This window comes from Nocardia acididurans (assembly GCF_016741815.1).
Lineage (GTDB): Bacteria > Actinomycetota > Actinomycetes > Mycobacteriales > Mycobacteriaceae > Nocardia > Nocardia acididurans.
The window spans coordinates 502,619-519,388 of the sequence record NZ_JAERRJ010000007.1 but is presented as its reverse complement, the minus strand read 5'-3'; the positions used below and the strand labels follow the sequence as shown (position 1 = coordinate 519,388).

The following is a 16,770-nucleotide window of genomic DNA, read 5'->3' as shown; positions in this document are numbered from 1 at the left end:
GCAGGAGGGCGCGAAGGTGCTCACCGGCGGCGAGGTCCGCAAGGTCGAGGGGCTGCCCAACGGGTACTACATCGAGCCCACGATCTTCGAGGGCCGCAACGATATGCGCATCTTCCAGGAGGAGATCTTCGGCCCGGTCGTCTCGGTGACCACCTTCGACACCACCGAACAGGCGCTGTCCCTCGCCAATGACACCCTCTACGGCCTCGGCGCTGGCGTGTGGACGCGCGACGCGAACACCGCCTACCGGCTCGGCCGCGGCATCAAAGCCGGTCGCGTCTGGACGAATTGCTATCACGCCTACCCCGCGCACGCGGCGTTCGGCGGCTACAAGAAGTCCGGCATAGGCCGCGAGACGCACAGGATGATGCTCGACCACTACCAGCAAACCAAGAACCTGCTGGTGTCCTACTCGCCCAAGAAACTCGGATTCTTCTGACCGGTCGCGACGATCCGGCGGACCGCCCAGGTCGCCAATATCCAGGTGGCCCAGGCGGTTACGCCCATGAGCATCGCGAAACCCAACAGCAGAACGGCATACGTGCGGACCGTATCCCACAGACCGCACGGGCCGACACTGTCATTGATGGCGCAGTCCGGATGCGGCCCGGTCCACACCAGAAACCCCAGCTCGAACAGAAACGCCAGCGCGATCGCCAGACCCAGACCGCGCACGATTCGCCACACATCGGCCATAGCGCCGCACCCTACCCGACCCTCCGCCGAAAGCCCTGTACGCCAAGCCCGGCCGCCGCGTCGAAAGATCGCATTCGGCCGCCGTGATCGGGTGGGCGACACGATAATCGGTGAGGGCCCGCCGACTCGAGGCGTGCCGGTCGAGAGGAGACCTCGTGTCGGACTCGCACGATCGGAAACCGTTCGCCGTAGGCACCATGATCGGCGTCAATCCACCACTGGCGCAGGCGCGCTTCCTGACCCGCATGGCGCGGCTCGGAAAACTCGACTCGCTGCTCGCGCCCGACCATCTGATCAGTGTGTTTCCCCGCGCGGCCTGGGACACCGACTTCACCCCGCAGGCGAAGGCGATCCGCAGCCCCGACGAACAGTTCGACTTCGCTCCGCTGCTGGCCCATCTCGCGTCCGGCGCGGGGCGTGTCCAGCTCGGCGTCGGCGTCACCGACCCGCACCGCCGCCACCCCGTCCTGCTCGCCCAAACCTTCAACACCCTGGCGCACATGACCAAAGCGCCACCCATCCTCGGCATCGGCTCCGGCGAGCACGAGAACCTCGACCCCTACGGCTTCACCTGGGACCACCCCGTCAGCCGCCTGGAAGAAGCCCTCCAGATCCTGCGCACCGCGCTGCGCGCCGAAGACCCCATCACCTTCTCCGGTCGCTACTACCGAATCGACAGCGCCCCAATGGATCTGAAACCCCCTCCCAGCCGCGTCCCACAGATCTGGATAGGCGCCCACGGCCCCCGCATGCTCGCCCTCACCGGCCGCTACGCAGACGGCTGGTACCCGTGGGAATCCCAAACCCCCGCCGAATACGAGACCCGCCTCCGCCAGGTCCACGCAGCCGCCCGCACCGCCGGCCGCGACCCCGCCACCATCGTCCCCGCCCAAATGATCACCATGCTCACCGCCCGCACCCCCGCGGGCCTGCACCGCATCCTCCGCTCCCCGGCAGTCCGCTACCTCGCCCTCTTCGCCCCCGCCACCATCTGGTCCCGCGTGGGCGCGAAACACCCCTTCGGCGAAGCCTTTCGAGGCCTCATCGACCTCATGCCCCACCGCCTCACCAAATCCGAAGTCCGCGAAGCCACCGCCGCGGTCACCGACGAGGTTCTCCACGAATGGCTCCTCATCGGAACCCCCCGAGAAATCCTCGCCCGCCTGCACGACCTCGCCGACGCGGGCCTGCGCCACGCCATCATCTTCCCCAGCTCCGCTCTCGTCTCCACCGCCGACGCCGCCTACGGCTACGGCACCGTCCTCTGGCTGGCCAACCAACTCCGCCGCCCCTGCCCTCACTGAAGGAACTCGACCACCCTGTCGGTCCAAGTCTTGATGTCCGCCACCGACTTCGAGACATGCACCATCGAATGCGGCAGCAACTCACCGAGCCGCTCCGCCGTCGACACCGGATGCAAGGGATCGGTATCCCACGCGAGCACCAGCGCCGGATGCGGGAGCGCCGCCACCTCCGCGGGCTCCGGCAGATCGGACAACCCGACACCATGCAGGGCCGACGCCACCAGCTCATCGGAAATATCAGGCGTGAACGCGAATTGGCTGTATTCCGCGAAGATCGGCAGCGGCTCCGCCCCCGCCAACTCCTCCCGCCAACCTTGCGCCCCTCCGGCCTCGATGCGCTCGGCCGAATCGAGATACCACCGCCGCGCCGCCACACCCTCCTCCCACGCCGCCGGAGGAATCATCAACACCAGCTTGCGAATTCGCCCCGGCGCAGCCGAAGCGGCGCAGAGGGCAGCCGCACACCCCAGCGACGACCCCACCACATCCACAGGTTCCCCACCCCCGACCTGATCCATGAGCGCCAACAGATCCAGCCCCACACTCTCGAACCGGTAATCCTGCGCGACAGCCCGCCCCGTGGACCTCCCATGCCCCCGCTGATCGAACACCAGCAACCGATGCCCACCCGCCAGCCGATCGACATCGAACAACCCCAGCCCCCGCACCGCCTCCCGGCTCAACAACACCCCGTGCCCATACACCACCGGTTCCCCGGACCCCTTGATCTCGAACGCGATTCGCGCCCCCGCCCGCTCCAGATACCGATCTCCAGACATCAACATCCCCTAACTCCGAGACGACCCGCTTTCCCTCCGAATGACCAGTACGCAGCCACCCAATCAGGGCCATCACCCACCCGTGAGCTGCCGATTTGCCATAAGGGTGGGGGAGCACGCTAATGTTCTCGTGTCCGGAACGGAGCCCAAACCCCGCCCCGGACAGCCGCTTCAAGCGGCACGACCCGGTTCTATAGCTCAGCGGGAGAGCACTCGCTTCACACGCGAGGGGTCGCTGGTTCGATCCCAGCTAGAACCACTCGAACGGCCGGTTCATCCCAGATGGCGATGAACCGGCCGATTTGTTTGCCTGCTGCGATTCCACCATCGGATCCCTCGCGAAAAGCTGCGTGTCGCAGCTGCTTTGAGGGTAGCTTGCCTGATTGTGGCTGACGCGCCGTCAAATCCGCATGATGCATACTTCCGTCAGGTGTTGTCTCGGCCTGCGGACGCTGCCGCAGAGCTGCGGGCAGTGCTGCCGAAGGCGGTTGCGGCACGAGTGAATTGGGATGCGCTCGAGTTGCAGCCGTGCAGTTTCGTTTCTCAGCAACTGCGGTCCCGATACAGCGACCTGTTGTTTCGCACCCGCATCGACAACCACGACGCGTACGTCTTTCTGCTCATCGAGCACCAGAGCAGCCCAGACCCCTTGATGCCGATGCGCATGCTCGAATACCAGGTCGGGATCTGGAACCGATACGTCCGCGAACACCCCAAGACGAAATCGTTGCCGGTGGTGATCCCGTTGGTCGTCCACGCGAGCCGGGACGGTCGTCACTGGGATTGTCCAACCGAGTTGTCGGAGCTACTCGACGTCGACCATCTCACCCTGGACGCGCTCGGTGACTTGATTCCGCGCTTTCGTTTCATACTCGACGACCTCACCGTCCATGCGGTGTCGGCTCTCTGCGCACGGGAACTACCACCGGCAACCCGCGTTCTCCTCGTGCTGTTGAAGATCGCCGCCGGAAACAAACGCCTGGCCATTGAACTGTTGCCACTGGTGGAGGACCTGCAAACGATCGTGTCGGCACCAGGCGGCACGGAGGTTCTGGAGTGGGTCGTGACGTACATTCTCAGTGTCGGCGAAACCAGCGATACTGAGTTGGGAACTGTCTTTTATCGGCTCGGGCCCCATGCGAAGGAGGTCATCATGTCGACTGCGGAACGGCTCCGTGCAGAGGGTGAGGCTCGCGGTGAGGCACGGGGTGAGGCGAGGGGGCGGGCTGAAATTGTGCTCGAGCTGTTGGTGCAGAAATTCGGGACCTTGCCCGATGAGATCGACGCTATGGTTCGGTGTGCGAGTGCGGGCGAGTTGCGTGGGTGGGCGGCACGGATTCTGGAGGCCGAGCGCCTGGAGCACGTCTTCCAAGCCTGACAGTCGCGGTGCCGGTGTTCATCGCGCCGATCCAGGCCAGCGCCGCGATGACGTCGAAGCAGGCGATGAGAAAGCCCAGACGGTCAACCGTTCGGCTGACGCCCGGCGGCTCTGGCTCACCGCCCACACCTTCGCCGCCGTCGAGGACCTTCTTCGTGAGGGGATACCCCAACGTCAAGATTGGTCGCGACCGGTCAACTCGGGCTCGGCTACGCCTTGGCGGCCAGGGCGATCAGGTCGGCGACCGGGGTCGGCTGGGAGACGGCCACCGCGTGCGAGGCGGCGACTTCCACTGTCTGGGCACCGGCGCGCTCGGCCATGAAGCGCTGGGACTCGACCGGGATGTTCTTGTCGTCGGTGGTGAGCAGCGCGTAGGACGGGATGGTTCGCCAGGCCGCGGCGGTCGCGGGCTGCCGCAGGGCGTCGATGGCGACCGGGCGCTGGGTGATCGCCATGAGTTCGGCGGCCGGGGCCGGGACATCGGCGGCGAATTGTCGCGGGTATTCGTCCTGGTGGATGTGGAGTTCGGTGCCGGTGCCGCCATCGGGCAGCGGGTAGGACGTGGAGCGTGTGGTGGGGCCCAGGGTCGAGCCGGGGAACCTGTCGGTGAGTTCGAGGGCGGACTCGCCTTCGGCGGGGATGAAGGCCGCGATGTAAACCAGTGCTGTCACAGTGGATTTCGACGCGGCCGCGACGGAGATGACGCTGCCGCCGTAGGAGTGACCGGCCAGCACGATCGGGCCCTCGATGCTGTCGAGCACCGAGGCGATGTAAGCGGCGTCGGAGTCCAGGCCGCGCAGCGGGTTCGCTGCGGCCACGACGGAAAAGCCTTGGGCACGAAGCTGTTCGATGACACCGTTCCAACTGGAGGAGTCGGCGAACGCGCCGTGCACGAGCACGATGGTGGGAGTGATCATGAGTTCGGTCCTTCGAGAGCAGGGACGGATCAGGCCGGGTACAGGGCGGACTTCAGTACCGAAATCGCTTGAGCCACAGCCGCTTTAGCCGCAAATGTGTCATGCATGGCGTTGACCATGACGAAATCGTGGATGATGCCGCCGTAGCGCACCTGGGTCACCGGCACTCCGGCGGTGCGCAGTTTGGCCGCGAAGGCCTCGCCCTCGTCGCGCAGCACGTCGTTCTCGGCGGTGATGACCAGCGCCGGCGGCAGACCGGTGAGCTGCTCGGTGGTGGCGCGCAGCGGGGATGCGGTGATCTGCGCGCGATCCTGCGCGCTGGTGGTGTACTGATCCCAGAACCACCGCATGCCCTCGCGGGTCAGGAAGTAGCCGTCGGCGAACTTCTCGTAGGACTCGGTGTCGAAGGCGGCGTCTGTGACGGGGTAGAAGAGCACCTGCTGCACGAACGACACATCGCCGCGTTCCTTGGCCATGAGCGTCAACGCGATCGCCATATTGCCTCCCACCGAGTCGCCCGCGACGGCGATCCGCGACGAATCCAGGCCCTTGTCGGCGCCATTCGCGCTGACCCACTGGGCGATCCGATAGGACTGCTCATTGGCGACGGGGTAGCGCACGTCGGGGGAGCGGTCGTACTCCGGGAACACGACGGCGGCATGCGCGCCGACGGCCAGATCGCGAACCAGCCGGTCATGTGTGTGCGCGTCGCCGAAAACCCATCCCGCGCCGTGCGTGTAGATGATCACCGGTAGTGTTCCGGTGACGTTCTGCGGCTTGACGATCCGTGCCCGCACCGAACCGGTCGGGCCGCCCTGCACTGTGACCCACTCCTCGTCGATCTCCGGTTTGAAGATCGGTGAATCCTGCACCGAATCAACGGCTTTGCGGCCCTCTTCCGGCGGAAGCTGGTAGAGATACGGTGGATTCGCGGTGGCCTCGACGAACTGCTGTGCGGCCGGTTCCAGTGCGATGCCCAGCGGGTTTGCGGTCATTGCGATCGTCCTCCGTTGTCGAATGAATGATGCTGCGGTGCAACCCATTCAGTTTCCTCCCGGCAACCCACCGTGCGCCCCGCTCGGACGGCCGTGAAAACCTCGTTTCAGGACACGGCTTCCATCGGCTCGGGTACCGCGGGTACTCCGGTCGAGCGGAATCGCTGCTGGTATTTGCGCGGCGAGATGCCCAGTCGCGCAATAAAAGCGCGGCGCAGCGCCTCGCTGGTGCCGTAGCCGGAGGCAATGGCGGCCTCGGTGACGCCGTATCCGGCGTGCAGCATGTCCCGTGCGACGCCGAAGCGGATGAAGGCCACGTACTCGGCGGGGGAGCGTTCCAGTTCCGCGCGGAACAGGCGGGTCAGATGCCTGATGCTGACCTGGGCGTGCGCTGCCAGCGTCTGCACGGTGTGCGGGAAGGCCGGATCCGCGCAGATCACATCGACCACCTTGCGAACCAGCGGACTGCGCGGTGCGGGACCGGCCAGTGAGGCCGAGAACTGGGACTGGCCACCCGCCCGCTGCATGTAAACCACCAGTAATTGCGCCACCTGCCGGGCGACATCGGCGCCGTGATCCTCCTCGACCAAGGCCAGTGCGAGATCGATGCCCGCCGCCACACCGGCCGAGCTGTACAGGTTGCCGTCGCGGACGAAGATCGCGTCCGCGTCGACTTTGATCGCCGGGAACCGCCGGGTGAGATCCGCCGCGAACTTCCAGTGGGTGGTCACGCGCCGGCCGTCGAGCAGGCCCAGCTGGGCCAGGACGACCGCGCCGCTGCAGATGCTGGTCAGTCGCCGCGTATGGAAGGACAGGTGCCGGGCCGCAGCGAGCAACTCGGGCGTCACGAATTTCGCGGGTGGCTGTTCGCTTCCTGGAACGATCACGGTGTCGAAACGCCCCGCCTCGGCGGCGGCCGCGCTCACCTCGACCCGGGCCCCGATCGAGGTCTGCACCGGCTGCCCGTCCACTGACAGCAGTACTACCTCATATCCCGCCACCCGCTGATTGGCCTCCACGAAAACCTCTGCGGGACCCACGAAGTCGAGTGTTTTGACGCCATCGAAGAGCAGGATGCCCATGCGTCGAACGGGCACACCACAGAAAGTGTTGGACATGTCAACCATTATTGTGGAGGCGTGCCTCCAGAACCAAGCCGTGTGCGCTACCTCGCACTTCGATTGGTACGGTGACCGCATGGCTCGACCCAGACAGTTCAGCGAAGCGGATTTGCTCGACGCCGCGACCGAGCTGTTCTGGACCAAAGGCTTCGACAGCACCTCGGTCGAGGACGTCTCGCGCGCCAGCGGCATCGGCAACGGCAGCATCTACGGTGCCTACGGCAGCAAGCGCGGTCTCTTCCTGGCTGTCTTCGAGCGCTACTGCGACGGTCGCACCCGCTTCATCCGCGACACCCTGGCCGCCGCACCGGGCTCGGCGCGCACCGGGATCCAGGTTCTCCTTCGAGCCGTGATCGACGACTGCGCCGCCTACCCGGACCGCCGCGGCTGCCTGATGATCAACAGTATCGCCCAGCTCGGCACCAGGATCCCCGAAGTCTCCACCATCGGCACGATCACCACGACGGCCATGGAACAGGCTGTCGCCGAACACCTCCGACGCACCCCGGGCTCCGACACCACGGACCTGTCGGCCCTCAGCGCCAACATCATCGTGGTAGCCCAGGGCCTGATCCAATTGAGCCGCTTGGGAACCACACCCGAACGCCTCCGCGCAGTAGCCGACGTCTCCTGCGCGTCGCTCCCCTGACCTGACCCCATGATTTCGGTCCGGTGATGTGACTGCCGCCGCCCTCACCTGGCTCGGAAATCGCTGACGTCGGGCTTTCACACCGAAGCGGCAGTCGTCGAAGTGATTGCGCCGCGTGGTCTTTCCGCTCCGTCCCAGCTTTCGGTGGCCAGGGTGAGGAGTACTACGCCATGTGGTGTCAGGTTCGAAGTAGCGCCGCGTGCCGTACAGGATTTGACCGACGACCTGCACAAGTCCGGTTCATCCATTGCCGTTGCCCTTCAACGGTTGTCCGGTTCACTGATGGCTGCCGCCTGGTGGAAGGGCAGTGAGGACCATGCGAATCCCTTTGTCCCTCAATGTAGTAACTCTACGCGCTGGTCAGGCGGAGACGGGGTGCGGTTGTCGAATTTTCGGAGGAGGGGCTCGACTACGCGGGCGGCCACCGGGCCGAGGACGGCCATCAGGAGGACGTAGGTGGTTGCGAGGGCGGCGAATTCGGTGGGGACCGCGCCGGCGGAGACGGCTAGGCCCGCGATGACTATGGAGAATTCGCCTCGGGCTACGAGGGCGGCGCCGGCTCGGGCGCGGCCGTAGCGGGAGGCGCCGGCGCGGCGGGCGGCCCACCAGCCGGTGAACAGCTTGGCTGCCGTGGTGGTGATGGCCAGGGCTATGGCCCAGGCGAGGACCGGGGGGATGCTGCGGGGGTCGGTGCTGAGGCCGAAGAGGACGAAGAAGAGGGCGGCGAAGAGGTCTCGGAGGGGTTCGAGGAGTTTGGTGGCGTTGTGGGCGGTGGAGCCGGAGATGGCGATGCCCAGGAGGAAGGCGCCTACGGCTGCCGATACCTGCAGGGAGGAGGCGATGCCTGCTACCAGCAGGGCTGAGCCGAGGAGTTTGAGGAGGAAGATCTCGCGGACTTCGCTGTCGACGATTTTCGACACGTACCTGCCGTAGCGGAGGGCTACGACCAGGACGACGGTGACCGCGGTCAGCGCGATACCAACGGTTTTCATGCCCGCGAGGAAGCCCGCGCCTGCCAGGACCGCGGTGAGGACCGGGAGGTAGGCGGCCATGATCAGGTCTTCGAAGACGAGAATCGAGAGGATGGTGGGGGTTTCGCGGTTGCCCAGGCGGCCGAGGTCGGCGAGGACCTTGGCGACGATTCCGGAGGAGGAGATGTAGGTGACGCCGGCCATCGCCACCGCGCCGGTGAGGCCCCAGCCGAGCCACAGGGCCACCAGGATGCCGGGGGTGGCGTTGAGGACCAGGTCGAGGACGCCCGCTGCCCAGGAGTTGCGCAGGCCGGTGACGAGTTCGCTTGCGCTGTATTCCAATCCGAGCAGGAGTAGGAGCAGGACCACGCCTATCTCGCTGGCGAGGTGAATGAATTCGTCTACGTTGCCGCCCAGTTCGATGAGGCCGCCCTTGCCGAACATCAGGCCGCCGACGAGATAGAGCGGGATCGGGGACATTCCGATGCGGGCGGCCAATTTGCCGAGCAATCCCAATCCGAAGAAGACCGCACCCAGCTGCATGAGCGCGAGCGCGGTGTCGTGTGCCACCATGTATCTTTCCGCCATCCATCACGAAATCAGCGGGGGCCGAACGGCTTTCCGCTGTGCCAACAACTACCGGGACGTCATCGTGGATCGGGAGGGTCCGCGGCGCTGTCGTCGGCGCACCGCGATGATCGGGGTGGCGACAGTCGGGTACGACGCCGTTGTGCCGGTGGTGCAGGCGGTTTCGGCGTGCGGGGGAGTGGAGTGGCTGCGGGGAAGGCTCGGGTCAGCAGCCCGGAGACGGGGGAAAGAGGTATGACATTGTCGAGTACGCGAGATGCGTGAATGCCACGGGCGGCTCCTCTCGGTTCGATTCGCCATGAAACGGACGTACGGAGTCAGGTTGCGACAGCAACTCGCCGGAGCACCTGCTTGGTAATGATTCCGTAAAGGCGCACCACGTGCAAATCGGCGTGGAAGCGCAGATCGATCAAACTCCCGCGGGTATGGGTCAACCTCGATCCCGGCATCTCCGGCGATGACATTTGTCATGGCTCACCCATGCGGAACCCGCCGGAGTTCGGTGACTGCGCTTACTACTCGCGGCGGGCGGCGTCCGCGAGGGTTGAAGGCATGAGAAGTACGAATCAGCCTGCGCACGAGGTTATTACGGCGCGGGGTCTGCGCCGGACCTACGGGCAGGGCAAGAATGCGTTCGAAGCCGTACGGGGAGTGGATCTGAGCGTGCGGGAGGGGCAGGTCTTCGCGCTGCTGGGCACCAATGGCGCGGGGAAGACCTCGACCCTCGACCTGCTCGAGGGACTCGCCGCACCGTCGGCGGGCGAGGTCGAGATCTTCGGGCTCGATCCGCGGCGGGATCGGGCCCGGGTGCGCGCGCAGGTCGGCATCATGCTGCAGTCCGGGGGACTGCCCGCCGAGCTGACCGTTCGCGAAACCCTCGAGATGTGGCGGGGGACATGCACCGCGCCGACCACCGCCGATCAGGTGCTTCGGCAGGTCGCGCTGGTCGACCGGGCCGAGGTCCGGGTCGGCTCGCTGTCGGGCGGCGAGCAGCGGCGGGTCGATCTGGCGTGCGCGCTGCTCGGGCAGCCTCGGTTGCTGTTCCTCGACGAGCCGACCACCGGACTCGATCCGGAGAGCCGGCGCGGCACCTGGCAACTGCTCGCCGATCTCAAGGCATCCGGGGTGACCATGGTGCTCACCACGCACTATCTGGACGAGGCCGAGGCGCTGGCCGATCGGATCGCGATCATGCACCGGGGCGAGGTGGTGCGCGCGGGCACGCTGCGCGAGATCGTCGAGGGGCATCCGTCGCGGATCGCGTTCGATCACCCCGGGCTGCCGCTGCCGACCCTGCCCACCGCGCGGGTCGACGCGGGAGCGCGCGTCATGGTCGATACCCATGATCTACAGGGGCACCTGTTCGACCTGCTCGTGTGGGCGCGTCAGCAGGGCGTGCCGCTGGGCGGGCTCGAAGCCCGCGCCGCCTCCCTCGAATCGGTCTTCCTGGATATCGCCAGCGAATCGGCCGGAACCCCCGTCGAATCGATCGGAGCACTGCGATGACCACCCTGACCCCTGCCCGGAACTCGCGCCGCCGCCCGCTGACGGCCCTCGCGAAGGCCGAATATCTGCAGTTCCGGCGGAACAAGACGCTGGTGTGGATGGCGCTGTTCTTCCCGGTCGGCATCTCGCTGTCCATGTATTCCATTGCCACCCGCCACGATGCACCGACCGCGTCCACCGTGGCGATGACCTTCGAGCTGATCGCCCTGGTCGCCCTGTTGTTCGTGCAGTACTACTCGGTGCTGTCGATGGTGACGACACGCCGGGGCGAGGGTGTGCTGAAACGATTGCGTACGGGTGAGGCGGCCGACTGGCAGATCCAGACGGCCCCCGCCGTGCCCGGCGCGCTGGTGACCATCGCCTCGGTACTCGTGGTCGCCGCGGTGGTGTACGGGACGGGCGCGCCCGCACCGGTGAACCCGCTCGCGATCGGGCTGGGCATCGTCGGCGGAATCGTGCTGTTCTCGCTGCTGGCGCTGGCGACCAGTGCCGTCACGAAGAATGCCGAGGCCGCGCAGATCACCTCGCTGCCGGTGATAACGGTCGCGATGCTCGGCGTCGCATCCTTCCGCGGCGCGCTGCCCGATCGCCTGGCCGAGCCGGCCGACTGGACGCCGTTCGCCGCCATCTCCGATCTCGTCTCCCTCGGCGCGGCAGGGCGGACGGCCACCGCCGCGGACACCGAGCAGGCGCTCGACTTCGCGGGCACCTTCGGCGAACTCGGGCGGCCGTTTGCCACACTGGCGATATGGACGGCCCTGGCATTCGTGCTGACTCGCAAGAGCTTCCGCTGGGACGACCGCGGTTGAGCAGCGTGACATCCTGGTGGCAAGCGCTGCCGGGATCCGCCAAGTTCCGGCTCTACAGCCGGATCACCCTGCAGATGGGTCTGGTCGTGACCGTCCTCGCGATGGCGGCCACGGCCGGCACGGTGTGGTCGGCGGCCGGACTGCTGGTCGCCGGTCTCGCGGCGATCGCCGCGGTGGAACTGCAACCCGAATTCGCCCTGTCGCCGCCCAAGCAGCCGTGGCGCTGGGTATTCCTTTGTGCCTCGGTGATTCTGGCGGTGGTGTGGGGCGCCTCCGCCGTGGCCATCCGGCTGGCGACGAGTGAGCCGGTCGTCGACTCAGCCCGTCTGACCGGGATCTATGTGGCGGTGCTCGCCATGTTCTCGGTGGTGCCGTTCGCCCGCCGCCGGTGGTGGACCGTGTTCGGTCTCAGCGTGGCCACGGGCCTCGCATTCGGCACATCGCCGCCCGCCGGAGCCCTCACCGCGCTGGTGACCTTCCTCGTGGGCGGTTTCGTGGTCGGGACGACCCTGCTGACCATGTGGGGGCTGCGGGTCGTCGCGGAACTGGACCGGGCGAAGGCGGTCGAGGCGGACCTGCAGGTGGCCGAGGAGCGACTGCGGTTCGCGCGGGATCTGCACGATATCGTCGGGCGGGGATTCTCCGCGATCGCGGTGAAAAGTGAACTGGCGGCGGCCTTGTCACGCTCCGGGGAGGCCGAGCGCGCGGCCGCCGAGATGGACGAGGTGAAAACGCTCGCCGTCGAGTCGATGGGGCAGATGCGCACCCTGGTGCGGGGCTATCGCGGCATCGATCTGCGCACCGAGGTGGCCGGTGCGCGGTCGCTGCTGTCGGCCGTGGGCTGCGGACTCGTGGTCGAGGGTGATCCGGCCGCGGTGCCGGCGCGGTTTCACGAGGTCGCCGCCTGGGTGGTGCGCGAGGGGACGACCAATATCGTCGAGCACTCGGCGGCCACCTCCGCGACGCTGGCCTTCGGGGCCTCGGGGATGTCGCTGCGCAATGACCGTCCGCACGGCCCGCCGGGGGAGCGATCCGGGCTGCGCGGCTTGGCCGAGCGGCTGGCGCCGGTCGGCGCGACCCTCGGCGCGCGTGGTACCGATGCGGAGTTCGTGCTCGAAATACTGTGGGAGAACGCATGATTCCCGTATTCCTGGCGGACGACGAGACCCTCGTCCGGGTCGCGCTGGCGACCATGCTCGGGCTCGAGGCCGATCTGGAGGTGATCGGGCATGTGGGTTCGGGTGAGGAGTTGCTGGTCGCCTGGCGTGCGCGCGATGCCGACGGGCCGAGGGCGGTGGCCGTCATCGACCTGCAACTGCCCGGTATCGACGGTATCGAGACCGCTGTCGAATTGCAGCGGCTCACACCGGGAGTCGGCACCCTGATCGTCACCAGCCACGGCAGGCCCGGCTATCTCAAACGCGCGCTCGCCGCGGGCGTGCGCGGCTTCCTGCCCAAGACCACGTCGGCCGCGACGCTGGCCGAGGTGATCCGCACCGTGCATCGCGGCGGCCGATACGTCGATCCGGAACTCGCCGCCGAGGCCATCAGCGCGGGCGACTCCGTTCTCACCGCGCGCGAGGCCGATGTGCTCGAATACGCCCTCGACGGCGCGTCGGTCGAGGACATCGCCCGCCGCGCCCATCTGTCCCCGGGCACCACCCGCAACTACCTGTCCTCGGCCATGGCCAAACTTGGCGTCTCCAATCGCTACGAGGCCGCGCTCAAGGCCCGCGAGAAGGGCTGGATCTAACCGGTGGCGGTGGCCGCGCCGCGGCGTGCGAATCCCCGGGAAATCGCAGTCTGTATTGCAGGTGCAATTTCATTTGAGGGGCACATTTGCACTTGTCGAGGACCTGTGGTGCCGAATGCCCGACGTGTTGTGCCAGAAGCGAATTCGGTGAAGAATAAGCGCCGCGTTGATATGACACTCAATGAGCGAGGCTCGAACGAGAGCCGATCTCAATCGTTTGCTTATGGAGGCGAGACAACAGTTATGACGGCACGCGAAGAGGAGCTGCAGATCACCGAGCTCGTCGCCCGGCTGGCCGATAAATTCCCCCACCTGGCGGCAGGCGTCGTCAGCGAGGAAGTCCGCGGTATCCACCGCGATTTCGACGGCCACCGTGTCCGCGAATTCATCCCGCTGCTCGTGGAGCGGATCGCGGAACGCCAGCTGAGCCGGCGGGTGTCCTATTGCGCGAACACTGTTCTGGGCGATCCGTTAAGAAAGCGGGTGCAACCATCATCACCGGCTTACCTCTGAGTTCGCGGCCGCAGGTTCATCGAGCCTGCGGCCGCTGTGTGTCGGTGGCCCGCCGGGTGGGGCCGGCCGGGGTGTGAGGTAGCGGGGCGGGGGATCCGGGGTGGTCGTTCCAGGGGAGGGAATCCTGGCCGAACCCTGCCGCGCGGGGTGCGATCGCAATACAATTCGAGGACAGCTCATTGCGTTCGAGAATTCGTGAAGTTTCGACCCTCGAAAGAGGTGGTGCCCGAAATGATCACCGCGAGAATCGCCGCCGTCCTCCTAGCCGTGGTCACGCTCACCGGCGCGCTGCTCACCGGGGGAACGGGCACCGCCGCCGCCTTCTTCGGTCCGTGCGTGCCCGGGAATCAGCTGCAGCCCACCGCGGAACTGTTCGCCACCACGAACCGGGATGTGATCACCGACCCCGCGGATCCGCGCATGGCCGACCCGCTCACCGGATTCGACGTGGAGGTGCGGGCCACCGCGATCATGGAGTGGGGGCTCGCGGTGCACTCCGAACCCGTGGACGGGGTGTTCTGGTCGGAGGATTCGCGGCAGATCACCTACGAGCCCGCCCGCCGGTTCGAACTGGCCTGCACCAGCAATGAGAATCTGTGCTGGATCGCGGACGACCTGCGGATCCGGCATCAGCAGGAAGCCGTGCTCGGCATCGCGTTCCTGCCGCCCGAGCACGAGAAGGCCGACGGATTCCTGGTGCGCGTGCCCGGCGTCGACGTGGCCCGGCTGCACGACGCCCTGCTCGCCGATCCCGCCGCACGAGACCGGCTGGGTGGCGGCTCGGTGACCGAGGACGGCACCCTCATCCTGGTCGCGGATCGCGCCGACTTGGGCGCCGTGCAATCCTTCGTCGAAGGGCTCGGCGCACACTGGGATTCGGGCGCCGTGCGCTACGGCGACAAGGAACTCGTCACCGGGACCTGCATCCAGGGCGTCCTGTTCTGACCGGTCGGGCCGGTCAGTAGGGCGACGTCGAATTCTGCTTCGCCCAGCGCTTTTCGGCCGCCGAATCGCCCGGCGGCGGCACCAGGCCGTTGATCATCCAGAGTTCCTCGCTGGTCTCGTCGACATGAAACTCCCAGTGCAGGTCGGGATGTCGTGCCATGGACGGCTGGAGCATGCGATTGATCCACTGGGTGGTGCGGCGGCGGCTCTCCTGATCGGGATTGCGGCGTGCGATGTGGTCGATGGTCACCCGCACGCCGACCGGAGTGGGTTCACCGCCGACATAGAAGTTCTCCGGCGCGGTCTCGTGGAACAGGGTGATCACATAGAACCGGGGCAGTCCCACCTGTTCGTAATGGTCGGCGATCCGGGCCGCCAGTTCGTGCTTCTCGGTGTCGGTGAAGATTCCGGGCGTGTGGTGAACGGTCCACAGGGGCATGGGTTTTCGTCTCTCTTCCGATGAGGGTGTGGTTGTTCAGCCCGCGGCCGCGAAGGTCAGCTTCTCGACCGGTCCGGACAGCGCCGTCTTGACCGCGGCGCTCACCTCGTCGGCCAGCACCTCCGTCCGACCCGCCTCGAGCCCGTCGAGAATCCGTGCGGCGATATCGGCGGTCGTGGCCTTCGGCCGCTGGATCGCGGACACCATGTCCGTATCGATGAAGCCGGCGTGCACCCCGACCACCTGGGTGTGCTGTCCCGCCAATTCGATGCGCAGCGAGTTGGTCACCGACCAGGCCGCCGCCTTGGACGCCCCGTACGCGCCGCTGCCCGCCAGCCACGACAGCACGGAGTGCATGTTCACCAGCGCACCCCCGCCGTTGGCGGCGAGAATCGGCGCGAACGCCCGCGCCACCCGCAACGGCCCGAAGACATTGACATCGAACGTTTCCGAGATGGCCGCGAAGTCTCCACCGAGTAATCCGGCGGGCAGCAGCACCCCGGCATTGTTGAAGACCAATTCGGCATCCGGGGCGAGCGCGGCCAATGCCGCGACCGAATCCTCCTCCCGCACTTCGAGTTCGGCGGTGACCACCGCGGGTCGCTCGTCCCGGTACGCCGCGCGGGCCGTGGCGTAGACCTTCGCCGCCCCGCGTGCCAGCAGTGCCTCGACCAGTGCCGCGCCCAGTCCGCGCCGCCCTCCGGTCACCACGGCGACCTTGCCCTCTACCGCAACCACAGCATTCCTCCATCTAGGTAACGATGACGTTAGTTAGATGGAAGCACGCCGCCGCTGGATAACGCAAGCGTTAGTTACAATGGCGAGGTGGCTATGGAGTTCGAGGAGAAACTGCGCGACCGCAGCGCCTGGTCGATCGGCGACGGCTGCTCGGCCGAACGCGTCCTGAACCTGCTCAGCACCAAGACGGTCTTCCTCGTGGTCCGCGAATGCTTCTACGGCACAACCCGATTCGAGGACTTCGCCACCCGTATCGGCACCTCCGCCCCCGCCGTCTCGCGGGCGCTCAAGCAGTTGGAGTCCGCCGGGGTCATCGCCCGTGTGCCGTACCAGGATCCGGGTAAGCGCGCGCACGACGAGTACCGGCTGACCGAGTCCGGGGAGGATCTGCTGCCGGTGTTCCTGTCCCTGATGCAGTGGGGCGACAAGTATCTCCAGGGTGGCCGCCCGCCGTTGCGCTTCGTCGACTCCGGCTCCGGCAGCCCGCTGCGCGTGCGGGTCACCGATGCCGAGGTGCCGGATGCGGCATCCGACGATATCGAGATCAGGCTGAATCCGGGACGCCGTCGCTGATCATTTGCTGGCTTCCACACGCCGCGGCCGGGCCGTGACGTGTGCCCGAGGGGCGCGTAACCCGGGTCACAACTAATGCTTGACTCATTCCAGATT

18 protein-coding genes, 1 tRNA gene and 1 pseudogene are annotated in these 16,770 nt (G+C 66.8%); 12 read left to right on the top strand and 8 right to left on the bottom strand.

Translation table 11 applies throughout. The annotated features are described in order from the left end of the window. Positions 1 to 439: pseudogene (adh, locus tag JK358_RS20860) on the top strand (aldehyde dehydrogenase); the annotation flags it as partial. Here adh and JK358_RS20855 read toward each other — a convergent pair. After that, the gene (locus tag JK358_RS20855) at positions 409 to 696 is read right to left on the bottom strand and encodes a hypothetical protein (RefSeq protein ID WP_201949376.1); all 288 of its coding nucleotides are present in this window, start codon (positions 694 to 696) and stop codon (positions 409 to 411) included. The pseudogene adh and the gene JK358_RS20855 overlap by 31 nt on opposite strands. 155 nt (positions 697 to 851) lie before the next feature. Between JK358_RS20855 and JK358_RS20850 the strand changes: the two genes are divergently transcribed. Beyond that, complete coding sequence (locus tag JK358_RS20850; RefSeq protein ID WP_201949375.1) at positions 852 to 2,000, top strand: LLM class flavin-dependent oxidoreductase; 1,149 nt, start codon at positions 852 to 854, stop codon at positions 1,998 to 2,000. Here the strand turns inward: JK358_RS20850 and JK358_RS20845 are convergent. Next, positions 1,994 to 2,779 carry an alpha/beta fold hydrolase gene (locus JK358_RS20845; RefSeq protein ID WP_201949374.1) on the bottom strand — a complete coding sequence of 262 codons (786 nt, stop codon included), beginning with the start codon at positions 2,777 to 2,779 and terminating at the stop codon, positions 1,994 to 1,996. The genes JK358_RS20850 and JK358_RS20845 overlap by 7 nt on opposite strands. 187 nt (positions 2,780 to 2,966) lie before the next feature. Between JK358_RS20845 and JK358_RS20840 the strand changes: the two genes are divergently transcribed. Then, positions 2,967 to 3,038, top strand: a tRNA-Val gene (locus JK358_RS20840). 126 nt (positions 3,039 to 3,164) lie between these two features. Beyond that, the gene (locus tag JK358_RS20835; RefSeq protein ID WP_201949373.1) at positions 3,165 to 4,157 is read left to right on the top strand and encodes an Rpn family recombination-promoting nuclease/putative transposase; all 993 of its coding nucleotides are present in this window, start codon (positions 3,165 to 3,167) and stop codon (positions 4,155 to 4,157) included. A 209-nt stretch (positions 4,158 to 4,366) separates the two neighbouring features. Here JK358_RS20835 and JK358_RS20830 read toward each other — a convergent pair whose 3' ends face one another. From JK358_RS20830 to JK358_RS20820, 3 genes are all read right to left on the bottom strand, one after another. Continuing rightward, complete coding sequence (locus JK358_RS20830) at positions 4,367 to 5,074, bottom strand: alpha/beta fold hydrolase (protein WP_201949372.1); 708 nt, start codon at positions 5,072 to 5,074, stop codon at positions 4,367 to 4,369. Positions 5,075 to 5,103: 29 nt separating this feature from the next. Next, complete coding sequence (locus tag JK358_RS20825; protein ID WP_201949371.1) at positions 5,104 to 6,069, bottom strand: alpha/beta hydrolase; 966 nt, start codon at positions 6,067 to 6,069, stop codon at positions 5,104 to 5,106. A 107-nt stretch (positions 6,070 to 6,176) separates the two neighbouring features. Next, positions 6,177 to 7,187, bottom strand: coding sequence for a GlxA family transcriptional regulator (locus JK358_RS20820; protein WP_201949370.1), 1,011 nt, complete (start codon positions 7,185 to 7,187; stop codon positions 6,177 to 6,179). Positions 7,188 to 7,266: 79 nt separating this feature from the next. Between JK358_RS20820 and JK358_RS20815 the strand changes: the two genes are divergently transcribed. Then, a complete protein-coding gene (locus JK358_RS20815) occupies positions 7,267 to 7,839 on the top strand; it encodes a TetR/AcrR family transcriptional regulator (protein WP_201949369.1) in 573 nt (190 codons plus the stop codon). A gap of 335 nt (positions 7,840 to 8,174) precedes the next feature. Here the strand turns inward: JK358_RS20815 and JK358_RS20810 are convergent, their stop codons facing one another. After that, positions 8,175 to 9,383, bottom strand: a complete 1,209-nt coding sequence (locus JK358_RS20810; protein ID WP_201949368.1) for a cation:proton antiporter — start codon at positions 9,381 to 9,383, stop codon at positions 8,175 to 8,177. Positions 9,384 to 9,950: 567 nt separating this feature from the next. Here JK358_RS20810 and JK358_RS20805 point away from each other — a divergent pair. From JK358_RS20805 to JK358_RS20780, 6 genes are all read left to right on the top strand, one after another. Then, a complete protein-coding gene (locus JK358_RS20805; protein ID WP_201949367.1) occupies positions 9,951 to 10,904 on the top strand; it encodes an ABC transporter ATP-binding protein in 954 nt (317 codons plus the stop codon). Further along, on the top strand, positions 10,901 to 11,713 hold the full coding sequence (locus JK358_RS20800) for an ABC transporter permease (protein WP_201949366.1): 813 nt from the start codon (positions 10,901 to 10,903) through the stop codon (positions 11,711 to 11,713). Before JK358_RS20805 ends, JK358_RS20800 begins: the two co-directional genes overlap by 4 nt. Before the next feature lie 5 nt (positions 11,714 to 11,718). After that, positions 11,719 to 12,852, top strand: coding sequence for a sensor histidine kinase (locus JK358_RS20795; RefSeq protein ID WP_201949446.1), 1,134 nt, complete (start codon positions 11,719 to 11,721; stop codon positions 12,850 to 12,852). Continuing rightward, positions 12,849 to 13,466 carry a response regulator transcription factor gene (locus JK358_RS20790; RefSeq protein WP_201949365.1) on the top strand — a complete coding sequence of 206 codons (618 nt, stop codon included), beginning with the start codon at positions 12,849 to 12,851 and terminating at the stop codon, positions 13,464 to 13,466. Before JK358_RS20795 ends, JK358_RS20790 begins: the two co-directional genes overlap by 4 nt. 243 nt (positions 13,467 to 13,709) lie before the next feature. After that, positions 13,710 to 13,979, top strand: coding sequence for a three-helix bundle dimerization domain-containing protein (locus tag JK358_RS20785; protein ID WP_201949364.1), 270 nt, complete (start codon positions 13,710 to 13,712; stop codon positions 13,977 to 13,979). 231 nt (positions 13,980 to 14,210) lie between these two features. Then, positions 14,211 to 14,924 carry a hypothetical protein gene (locus tag JK358_RS20780; RefSeq protein WP_201949363.1) on the top strand — a complete coding sequence of 238 codons (714 nt, stop codon included), beginning with the start codon at positions 14,211 to 14,213 and terminating at the stop codon, positions 14,922 to 14,924. A 13-nt stretch (positions 14,925 to 14,937) separates the two neighbouring features. Here JK358_RS20780 and JK358_RS20775 read toward each other — a convergent pair whose 3' ends face one another. Then, a complete protein-coding gene (locus tag JK358_RS20775; protein ID WP_201949362.1) occupies positions 14,938 to 15,363 on the bottom strand; it encodes a tautomerase family protein in 426 nt (141 codons plus the stop codon). A gap of 36 nt (positions 15,364 to 15,399) precedes the next feature. Further along, the gene (locus JK358_RS20770; RefSeq protein WP_201949361.1) at positions 15,400 to 16,101 is read right to left on the bottom strand and encodes an SDR family oxidoreductase; all 702 of its coding nucleotides are present in this window, start codon (positions 16,099 to 16,101) and stop codon (positions 15,400 to 15,402) included. A 93-nt stretch (positions 16,102 to 16,194) separates the two neighbouring features. On the opposite strand from JK358_RS20770, the gene JK358_RS20765 reads away from it, so the two are divergent. Further along, positions 16,195 to 16,674, top strand: a complete 480-nt coding sequence (locus tag JK358_RS20765; protein ID WP_201949445.1) for a winged helix-turn-helix transcriptional regulator — start codon at positions 16,195 to 16,197, stop codon at positions 16,672 to 16,674. The last annotated feature ends 96 nt before the right edge of the window (positions 16,675 to 16,770 follow it).

What these genes read in the sequence shown, in the direction of transcription:
- JK358_RS20805 (WP_201949367.1), top strand. Translation starts at nt 9,951, where the DNA reads ATGAGAAGTACGAATCAGCCTGCGCACGAGGTTATTACGGCGCGGGGT.
- JK358_RS20765 (WP_201949445.1), top strand. Translation starts at nt 16,195, where the DNA reads ATGGAGTTCGAGGAGAAACTGCGCGACCGCAGCGCCTGGTCGATCGGC.
- JK358_RS20830 (WP_201949372.1), bottom strand. Translation starts at nt 5,074, where the DNA reads ATGATCACTCCCACCATCGTGCTCGTGCACGGCGCGTTCGCCGACTCC.
- JK358_RS20775 (WP_201949362.1), bottom strand. Translation starts at nt 15,363, where the DNA reads ATGCCCCTGTGGACCGTTCACCACACGCCCGGAATCTTCACCGACACC.
- JK358_RS20810 (WP_201949368.1), bottom strand. Translation starts at nt 9,383, where the DNA reads ATGGTGGCACACGACACCGCGCTCGCGCTCATGCAGCTGGGTGCGGTC.
- JK358_RS20825 (WP_201949371.1), bottom strand. Translation starts at nt 6,069, where the DNA reads ATGACCGCAAACCCGCTGGGCATCGCACTGGAACCGGCCGCACAGCAG.
- JK358_RS20780 (WP_201949363.1), top strand. Translation starts at nt 14,211, where the DNA reads ATGATCACCGCGAGAATCGCCGCCGTCCTCCTAGCCGTGGTCACGCTC.
- JK358_RS20845 (WP_201949374.1), bottom strand. Translation starts at nt 2,779, where the DNA reads ATGTCTGGAGATCGGTATCTGGAGCGGGCGGGGGCGCGAATCGCGTTC.
- JK358_RS20790 (WP_201949365.1), top strand. Translation starts at nt 12,849, where the DNA reads ATGATTCCCGTATTCCTGGCGGACGACGAGACCCTCGTCCGGGTCGCG.
- JK358_RS20820 (WP_201949370.1), bottom strand. Translation starts at nt 7,187, where the DNA reads ATGTCCAACACTTTCTGTGGTGTGCCCGTTCGACGCATGGGCATCCTG.
- JK358_RS20855 (WP_201949376.1), bottom strand. Translation starts at nt 696, where the DNA reads ATGGCCGATGTGTGGCGAATCGTGCGCGGTCTGGGTCTGGCGATCGCG.
- JK358_RS20815 (WP_201949369.1), top strand. Translation starts at nt 7,267, where the DNA reads ATGGCTCGACCCAGACAGTTCAGCGAAGCGGATTTGCTCGACGCCGCG.
- JK358_RS20800 (WP_201949366.1), top strand. Translation starts at nt 10,901, where the DNA reads ATGACCACCCTGACCCCTGCCCGGAACTCGCGCCGCCGCCCGCTGACG.
- JK358_RS20785 (WP_201949364.1), top strand. Translation starts at nt 13,710, where the DNA reads ATGACGGCACGCGAAGAGGAGCTGCAGATCACCGAGCTCGTCGCCCGG.